Source organism: Mycobacterium sp. (assembly GCF_032161845.1).
GTDB lineage: Bacteria > Actinomycetota > Actinomycetes > Mycobacteriales > Mycobacteriaceae > Mycobacterium.
Window position 1 is genome coordinate 22,942 of record NZ_JAVRQA010000147.1, and the last position, 6,987, is coordinate 29,928.

The 6,987-nt window shown below is 67.1% G+C and carries 8 protein-coding genes; 2 read left to right on the top strand and 6 right to left on the bottom strand.

Features of this window, described 5'->3' with window-relative positions:
• The 4 genes from QOD90_RS08770 to QOD90_RS08785 all read right to left on the bottom strand — a co-directional run bounded on the left by QOD90_RS08770 (position 1) and on the right by QOD90_RS08785 (position 2,737).
• Positions 1 to 1,155, bottom strand: a complete 1,155-nt coding sequence (locus tag QOD90_RS08770; RefSeq protein ID WP_526348694.1) for a zinc-binding dehydrogenase — start codon at positions 1,153 to 1,155, stop codon at positions 1 to 3.
• 124 nt (positions 1,156 to 1,279) lie between these two features.
• The gene (locus QOD90_RS08775; protein WP_526348696.1) at positions 1,280 to 1,558 is read right to left on the bottom strand and encodes a DUF732 domain-containing protein; all 279 of its coding nucleotides are present in this window, start codon (positions 1,556 to 1,558) and stop codon (positions 1,280 to 1,282) included.
• 55 nt (positions 1,559 to 1,613) lie between these two features.
• Complete coding sequence (locus QOD90_RS08780; RefSeq protein WP_526348712.1) at positions 1,614 to 2,108, bottom strand: SRPBCC family protein; 495 nt, start codon at positions 2,106 to 2,108, stop codon at positions 1,614 to 1,616.
• Positions 2,108 to 2,737, bottom strand: a complete 630-nt coding sequence (locus QOD90_RS08785) for a nitroreductase family protein (protein WP_526348698.1) — start codon at positions 2,735 to 2,737, stop codon at positions 2,108 to 2,110. Before QOD90_RS08785 ends, QOD90_RS08780 begins: the two co-directional genes overlap by 1 nt.
• 98 nt (positions 2,738 to 2,835) lie before the next feature.
• On the opposite strand from QOD90_RS08785, the gene QOD90_RS08790 reads away from it, so the two are divergent.
• Both QOD90_RS08790 and QOD90_RS08795 read left to right on the top strand, forming a co-directional pair.
• The gene (locus tag QOD90_RS08790) at positions 2,836 to 3,918 is read left to right on the top strand and encodes a phosphotransferase family protein (protein WP_526348700.1); all 1,083 of its coding nucleotides are present in this window, start codon (positions 2,836 to 2,838) and stop codon (positions 3,916 to 3,918) included.
• Positions 3,915 to 5,075, top strand: coding sequence for an Rv3169 family protein (locus QOD90_RS08795; RefSeq protein WP_526348702.1), 1,161 nt, complete (start codon positions 3,915 to 3,917; stop codon positions 5,073 to 5,075). The genes QOD90_RS08790 and QOD90_RS08795 overlap by 4 nt, the downstream gene beginning before the upstream one ends.
• On the opposite strand, the gene QOD90_RS08800 is transcribed toward QOD90_RS08795, so the two are convergent.
• Positions 5,068 to 5,613, bottom strand: coding sequence for a sarcosine oxidase subunit gamma (locus tag QOD90_RS08800; protein ID WP_526348704.1), 546 nt, complete (start codon positions 5,611 to 5,613; stop codon positions 5,068 to 5,070). The two genes, QOD90_RS08795 and QOD90_RS08800, sit on opposite strands and share 8 nt — an antisense overlap.
• Positions 5,606 to 6,987, bottom strand: a 1,382-nt coding sequence (locus tag QOD90_RS08805) for a glycine cleavage T C-terminal barrel domain-containing protein (protein WP_526348706.1), incomplete at its 5' end; no start/stop codon positions are given. The genes QOD90_RS08800 and QOD90_RS08805, both read right to left, overlap by 8 nt.

Sequence of the window (6,987 nt, forward strand, 5' to 3'; positions counted from 1 at the left end):
TTACGGGTGGGCCTGCGGGGTGACGAGGAACTTCTCGCCCGTCGCCCGCTTGACGTAGGCATTGAACGCGTCGGGCTGGAGCATGCCTGCGAGGGAAACCTCACGGGTGTAGGCACTTTCGAAGGTCGTGGTGAGTTCTGCGGCCACCCGGGCCCGCAACCGGCCGATGGTCTCGGCGCCTGCGTTCTGAAGGAATGGGGTGAGCAGCCAGCCGCCGATGCCCCACGCCATGCCGAAGTTCCTGGTGAGCGTCGTCGGTCCCGTGTCGAGGCCGCCGTAGATGTACACCTGCTTGTGCACGGCCGACCCGTAGCGCGAGTACCCCGCACCGGATGAGTCGGTCGAACTCGCCGCCCGCTCCATGCCGTTGAGGATCTGACTCGCCAGCGTGCCGCCACCCGTGGCGTCGAAGGCGAGCGTCGCCGTCGTCGCCTTGAGAGCCTCGATCAGATCGGAGTCGAACGTCGACGACGTCGAGTTGCAGACGTATTCGGCGCCGAGCGCGCGCAGCAACTTTTCCTGATCGGGCTTGCGGACGATGTTGACCAGCGGTACCCCGTCCTGCTTGCAGATCTTGACGAGCATCTGGCCGAGATTCGATGCGGCAGCCGTGTGCACCAGGGCCGAATGTCCCTCGCGCCGCATGGTTTCCACCATTCCAAGCGCGGTAAGGGGATTGACGAAGGACGACGCCCCGTCCTTCGCGGTGGCCCCTTCGGGCAGGACGAGGCACGCCGCCGCGTCGACCACGCGGTACTGGGAGTACATCGCGCCGCCGGCGATCCCCACCATTCGGCCGAGGAGCGCTTGCGCCGCAGCGGACGACCCCGCGGCCACGACGGTGCCCGCACCCTCGTTGCCAACGGGAAGCGACTCGTCGAGCCGCGCAGAGAGCGCTCCGAGCGCGCCGGTTCCCATCGATGCCGTGACCGTCGGACGCTCCGGCGAGCCGGCCACCGTTGCGGTGGACATGTCGGCGAAGGCGACGAGCAGGCCCAGGTCAGACGGGTTGATCGGCGCGGCTTCCACGCGGACCAACACCTCGTTGGCGGCGGGGCTGGGAACCGGGACGTCGTGTAGCGAGAGTTCGAGCGTGCCGTTCGACGTCACCAACGAGCGCAGTTCCAGTGCGGTGGCGGGTAGGTCTGCGGTCATGGGTGGTGCCTCGTTCCTGTCGTGGGCCTACCCACCACCATAGGAAGCGCACCCGAAGTGTCGTTCGGCCCGCCACGAGGAGACCGTGGCGGGCCGAACTTAGAGGAAAGTCTTGTCGGGGCGCTCAGCAGTCGAGCTGCTCGATGGCCCCCGCCGTGATGTCGACGGCAGCGGCCACGGTGACCTGCAGGTCCTTCATGACCACCGGGATCGCATCGGGAGAGGGTCTGCCGACGCTGAGGTATCGACACACCTTGTAGCCCTCGGTCAGCAACTGATCGGTGGTGAGGAACGCGAGGCGAGGCCCGAGTTGGTTCAGGTAGGTACTCTCATCGGCCACCGCGGGAGGAGCGGCACCGAGTGCGATACCGACTGCGAGGGTAACTGCGAGCAAAACCTTCATGGCTACCTCCTAGTTGGGGCAACCGTAGTTCACGCCGTGAGTTTGCTGGCCGTTTTCACCAGACTCTTCTCGTCGTTCCCGCGTACGCGAGCGCATGCTCGTAGGTCGCGAGGTTGTCGGCGGAGATCTTTGCGTGCACGGGGCCTTCGAGCAGCGCGCGGAGCACCGGGTTGTACGCGTGGTAGGTCTCGTGGAAGGTCAACAGGGTGCTGCCGTCGGCCTGCTCCTCGAGCGCGTGGTAACCCTCGGCACGCGACCAGAGCGGCTTGCTGATCGAGACGTAGCGCGACAGCTCGTCGATCCGCGCCTCGGTGACGGTCTCCCAGGACCGGGCCTTGCCGCCGGACAGTAGGTAGCGGGGCACGTCGAAGACACAGGTTCGGACGAGCCCCTGTCCCGCGGCGTCCCCCTCGTTGAGGATCTCGATGCTGCCTGCTGGGTATTCGATGATCCGCGGCAGAGCCGAGCCCTTCGGCGGCCGTGGGTGCAGTACCCGCCAGACCCTGTGCGCCGGAGCATCGACTGCGAATCTCACCGTGTAGGAATGCATTACGTCGATCCCCAGGTGTTCCACGAGGTGATCGTCTCGACCGGCGGCCGCCGCGCGGGCTTGAAGTCGGTGCCGATCGTGTACGCCACGGGGAACAGCGCGGCCTGGGTCACGGTGTCCGGAATCCCGAGGAGATCCGCCACCTCGCGTGCCCTGGCCAGGTGCAAGGTGGTCCACACCGAGCCGAGGCCCCGAGACCGCAGGGCCAGCATGAAACTCCATCCCGCGGGAATGATCGATGCCCACGCCGACGCGGCGACGAGGAGGTCGTTGCCGTCGAATCGGCGTTCGAGGCACGGAATGACGTGAACCGGGACGTCGGCAAGCACCCGGCTGAGCACTAGGGCACTCTCGTACACCCGGCGCGTTTGCGGATCGGATTCCGCGGCTGCCGCCCTGGCCAGATGCTCCTCGCCGACACCGCGGTAGATCTCCGCGATCGCCGCCCGCTTGGCGGTATCGGTGACCACCATCCAGCGCCAGTCCTGATCGTTGCTGGCCGTCGGTGCCTGCATGGCCAGTTGAAGGCACTCGAGGATGACCTCGCGTTCGACCGGGCGGTCGAGGTCCAGTCGGCGGCGCACCGCTCTGGTGGTGGAGAGCAGCTCATCGACCGACTCGGTGTCCACGACGCATCCCTTCTCGGAGTTTCCCACCAATCACGTTAATCTTGCTAAAACAGTGCTATGCATGTCAGGGCAATCTAGCGCAGAGGGGCCGCAGCACCGTGACGACCGGCGGACGGCGCGAACTCGACGACATCCGTTCTGGCCTCCTTGCGTGGTGCGCGATCCATCGCCCGGACGTCGTTCGCCACGGCATCGAAGCGCTCAGCCACCCCACCGCGGGGATGTCGAACGAAACCGTCATCGTGCAGTGCGGCCCCCTTGCCGACGGCCAGCCGGGCCAGCGGATCGTCGTCCGGCTGCCACCGCTGTATGCGACCTTCCCCGACCACGACTTCACCGCCCAGGCCGACGTTCAGAGCGCGGTTGCCCGCCTTGGCATTCCGACCGCTCAACCAACCGTCGAGCGGGACCCAGGATTCCTCGGCTCGCCATTCATCGTGATGCCCTTCGTCGATGGCGACATCCCGGGCCCGCAGTCACTGTTCGACCCCTGGCTGATCAGCGCGACCGACGCGCAACGTCGGGACGCCCAGCGCGAGATGGTGCGAATCCTTGCCGACATCGGGCGAATCGACCCGAAGTCCGCCGGGCTCGACGGGATCCTCGGCGACGTCGACGGCACTCTGCACACTCAGGTGGACTGGTGGTGCCGATACCTGGACTGGGCCAAGGTCGACGACGTTCTGCCCCGGGTCGAGGCGATCGCCACGTGGTGTCGAGACAACCGCCCGCCCGACGACCCGGCACCGTCCCTGGTCTGGGGCGACCCGCGCCTCGGGAACATGGTGATGGACGAAACTCGTTGTGTGCGAGCGGTCCTCGACTGGGAACTCGCCACGATCGGTCCAGCCGAGATGGACCTCGGTTGGTATCTGGGGCTGGAGCGCGTGCTGCTGGAGGTCACTGGGATGGCTCCGCTGTCCGGCATGGTCGATCTCGACGAGGTGGCACGCGACTACGAGGGCGCGCTCGGCAGGCCCCTGCAGGATCTCGCGTGGCACGAGATATTCGCCGTCTTCCGGGCGTTGGTCATCAACGTGCGCCAGTCCGCGATCGCCCTCGAGGCAGGAGAGAAGTACGTGCTTCCAACAGGTGAGCAGAATCCACTGGTGAAGATCCTGGAGCGGTGGATCTCCGCCTACGACGCCGGGCAGGCGCACTACGCAGCAGGTCCGCGATGACGTCGACCGGGCCACTGACACCGGCGGACGACCACCTCAACCACCAGTTCGCCGACACCTTCGCCGTGGTGGCCCAGACCGATCGCAATTGGACCGAAAAGGTATGCGCCACGGCGTTTGCGCGGGATGGCTCGGTTCAGCTCGCCTTCGGCCTCGGCAAGTACACCAACCGCGGCGTGATCGACGGCTACGCCGGTGTCTGCCGTGGTGATGAGCAGTGGACCGTCCGCGCCAGCCGCGACCTGACCCACGACGTCGACATCTGCACCATCGGGCCGATCCGCTACGAGGTCCTCGATCCGATGGTGGCCATCCGATTCACCCTCGAGCCCAACGACGCCGTTCCGGTGAGCTTCGAGTGGACGTTCCACCGCGCGGTCCCCGCGGTGTTGGAGGATCGCGAGATCCACCGGTCGTTGGGCGGGTCGCGGGTCGACGCCGACGTCACCAGGTATCACCAGAGCGGCACCGCCACCGGATGGGTCGACGTCGAAGGACAGCGTTCCGAGTTCGACGACACCGCTTGGGTTTCCACGCGCGACCACTCGTGGGGCGTGCGCTACCAGGTGGGCACGCCGGCCAAGGACCTACCGCGGCCACCCAGACCGACCAACTTCAGCAGCTACACGATCTGGATGCCCGCCCTACTGACCGACGCCGACGGCACCGTGTCCGCACTGCACGTCTATTACCAGCGCAACACCGTTGACGGCCGCACCACGATCAACTCCCAGGGCGGCATCGAGCACGCCGACGGCCGCGTCGAGACGTTCACCTTCGTCGACCCGCAGCTGCGCTTTCAAGACGACAACCGCAGGCTCCTCGGGGGCGAGATCGGTGTCCGACTGCCCGACGGGACCGCGCGCACCTTCGTCGTCGAGATCCCGACCGACACCGGATTCCACCTCGGCACCGGACTGTACTTCGGCTTCGATGGCAAGTATCACGGGCAATGGCGCGGGGCCCTCGACGTGTCCGGTGAACACGTCGGGGACTGCACCAACCCGGCCGTCGCGCGCCGGGTGCATCAACATCGCGATTGCGTCGTGCACCTACGCGACGACGCGACGGGCACCACGGGCTGGGGCAATGCGCAGACCATCGTCATCGGCGCCTTCCCCGACATCGGTCTCACGGCCGAGCAGTCCTTCATCTGAGGGTGTACTCCGCCGCGGCATCCGCGAGCCATGCGAGCAGGTACCTGGCGAATGACGTTCGCACGAGCAGTCGGTAGTCGGTAGCCCCTCCGTCGACCGCCAGCAGCACGACTCCCGCCTGGCCGAGCATCGTCTGCGCGGCGGAGCTCGACCCGAACGCGCCCGGATGCAGGTCAAGGGAACAGCCCTTGGCGAGCACGTCGCGGGCGCGGGACCCCTTCAGCCGCAGGGCGGTTCGCTGCCCGGACACGTCGATCGCGGCTCCGCCGAGCGGGACGATCGCATTACGCAACCGCGACTCGAGTTCGACGCCGGTGCCCGACCTCGTGGTGACGAGCCACTCGTCGGGACCCAGCCAAATCGCGGCGGTGTCACCGTTCTCCGCGTAGGTGGACGCCGCAGTGGGCAGCTCCACGCCAAGCACGTCGGCCGCCGCGGTGGCACCGGGGCCCGGCACGCCGACGCGCACGTCGACCATCGCAACGTACGGTTCCTCGGTGATCGAGACCGCGTCACCGTCTGCCAACGTGTCAACCATCGCGCCGTTCTCCTTCGGGGTCGACGAGCACCGAACCGGTGACCTCGACGGATATCAGACGGCCGTCAACGGGAACGTGGATGACGTCGCCGATGCGTGAGCGGCCCGCCTTCAGCAGTGCGAGCGCGAAGGTACGGCCGAGTTCGGCGCTGTAGTAGCTGGACGTGACGTGGCCGAGCATCGGGACCGGCGGTGGCGGAAGCGTGCCCCCCTCACCGCAGTCGACGATTTGGGAACCTTCGGGCAGCTGGGTCTCGCGGTCCGTTGGCAGAAGTCCGACCAGCTGCTTGCGTAGCGGATTCTGGTTCTCCGCACGGGCGAACGACCGTTTGCCGATGAAGTCGGGCTTCTTCTTGGACACCGCCCACGCCATCCCGAGATCCTGGGGAGTGACGGTGCCGTCGGTGTCCTGCCCGATGATCGGGTAGCCCTTCTCGGCGCGCAGCACGTGCATGGTCTCGGTGCCGTATGGCGTGATGCCCCAGGCGCTTCCGGCGTCGATCAGACGCCGCCAGACCACCGGCGCATGTCGGTGCACGACGTTCACCTCGTAGGCGAGTTCACCGGAGAAGCTGATCCTCGCCACGCGCACGGGAACCCCGTCGAGCCCGGTGTCGCGCCACGTCATGAACCCGAACGCGTCGTTCGAGACGTCGAGGTCGGGGAACACCGTGCCGATGAGGTCACGCGAGCGAGGGCCGACCACGGGGAAGGTGGACCAGTGATCGGTCACCGACGTCAAATGCACACGCAGGTGCGGCCATTCGGTCTGTAGCCACTCCTCCATCCAGTCCAGGATCGTCGCGGCGCCGCCGGTGGTGGTGAAGACGATGAACCGGTCCTCGGCCAGGCGCATCACGGTGCCATCGTCGATCACCATGCCGTCGACGCCGCACATCACGCCGTAGCGGACGGCCCCGACCTTGAGGTTGCTCATCATGTTGGTGTAGATGAGGTCGAGCAGGACGCCCGCATCCTCGCCCTGCACGTCGATCTTGCCAAGTGTCGAACCGTCCAGGATGCCGACGCTGCCACGGACCGCCAGGCACTCGCGCACCACGGCGGCGTTCATGTCCTCGCCGGCCTCCGGGTAGTAGCGGGGCCGCTTCCACTGCCCGACGTCCTCGAACACCGCGCCGCGTTCGACGTGCCAGTCGTGCAGTGCGGTCGTGCGTTCGGGGTCGAACAGGGCGCCTCGGTTGCGGCCTGCCAGTGCGGCGAACGCCACCGGCGTGTACGGCGGCCGGAACGTCGTGGTGCCCACGCTGGGGATCGCAACGCCGAGCTGCTCGGCCATCAGCGCGAGGCCCAGGATGTTGCTGGTCTTGCCCTGATCGGTGCCCATGCCGAGCGTCGTGTAGCGCTTCAGGTGCT

Excerpts from the sequence above, each read along its gene's own strand:
- QOD90_RS08770 (WP_526348694.1), bottom strand. The coding sequence starts at position 1,155 with ATGACCGCAGACCTACCCGCCACCGCACTGGAACTGCGCTCGTTGGTG.
- QOD90_RS08775 (WP_526348696.1), bottom strand. The coding sequence starts at position 1,558 with ATGAAGGTTTTGCTCGCAGTTACCCTCGCAGTCGGTATCGCACTCGGT.
- QOD90_RS08780 (WP_526348712.1), bottom strand. The coding sequence starts at position 2,108 with ATGCATTCCTACACGGTGAGATTCGCAGTCGATGCTCCGGCGCACAGG.
- QOD90_RS08795 (WP_526348702.1), top strand. The coding sequence starts at position 3,915 with ATGACGTCGACCGGGCCACTGACACCGGCGGACGACCACCTCAACCAC.
- QOD90_RS08800 (WP_526348704.1), bottom strand. The coding sequence starts at position 5,613 with ATGGTTGACACGTTGGCAGACGGTGACGCGGTCTCGATCACCGAGGAA.